Source organism: Methylobacillus arboreus, from assembly GCF_020532725.1.
Classification (GTDB): Bacteria; Pseudomonadota; Gammaproteobacteria; order Burkholderiales; family Methylophilaceae; genus Methylobacillus; species Methylobacillus arboreus.
In genome coordinates, this window is sequence record NZ_JAJAVC010000017.1 from 1 (window position 1) to 966 (window position 966).

Sequence of the window (966 nt, forward strand, 5' to 3'; positions counted from 1 at the left end):
TACTGACCAAGAAATTTGGTGGCGAAGCCAAAGACTACTCCCAGATCGACAACGCGCCCGAAGAAAAGGCCCGTGGCATCACCATCAACACCTCCCACGTTGAATACGAAACCGAGGCACGCCACTACGCCCACGTTGACTGTCCAGGTCACGCCGACTACGTCAAAAACATGATCACTGGCGCGGCCCAAATGGACGGCGCCATCCTCGTCGTCTCCGCCGCTGACGGCCCCATGCCCCAAACCCGCGAACACATCCTGCTCGCGCGTCAAGTTGGCGTACCCTACATCATCGTCTTCCTGAACAAGGCCGACATGGTCGACGACGCAGAACTGCTCGAACTCGTTGAAATGGAAGTGCGTGAACTCCTCTCCAAATACGAATTCCCTGGCGACGACACCCCTATCGTAAAGGGCTCCGCCAAACTCGCACTCGAAGGCGACCAATCCGACATCGGCGAACCCGCCATCTTCCGTCTGGCCGAAGCCCTTGACAGCTACATCCCCACCCCGGAACGTGCCGTTGACGGCACCTTCCTCATGCCGGTAGAAGACGTATTCTCCATCTCCGGTCGTGGTACCGTTGTGACTGGCCGTGTAGAACGTGGCATCGTCAAAGTTGGCGACGAAATCGAAATCGTCGGCCTCAAGCCCACCATCAAAACCACCTGCACCGGCGTCGAAATGTTCCGCAAACTACTCGACCAAGGCCAAGCAGGCGACAACGTCGGCGTACTCCTGCGTGGCACCAAGCGTGAAGAAGTGGAACGTGGTCAAGTACTGTCCAAGACAGGCTCCATCAAGCCCCACACCAAATTCACTGCCGAAATCTACGTACTGGGCAAAGACGAAGGCGGCCGCCACACCCCCTTCTTCAACGGCTACCGTCCGCAATTCTACTTCCGCACCACCGACGTCACCGGTGCTGTAGAACTGCCAGCGGGCACCGAAATGGTCATGCCGGGCG

1 protein-coding gene is annotated in these 966 nt (G+C 58.2%); it reads left to right on the forward strand.

Annotated elements, in window-relative coordinates:
- A partial coding sequence (tuf, locus tag LG198_RS14290; protein WP_456085636.1) for an elongation factor Tu occupies positions 1-966 on the forward strand: 966 nt, incomplete at both ends.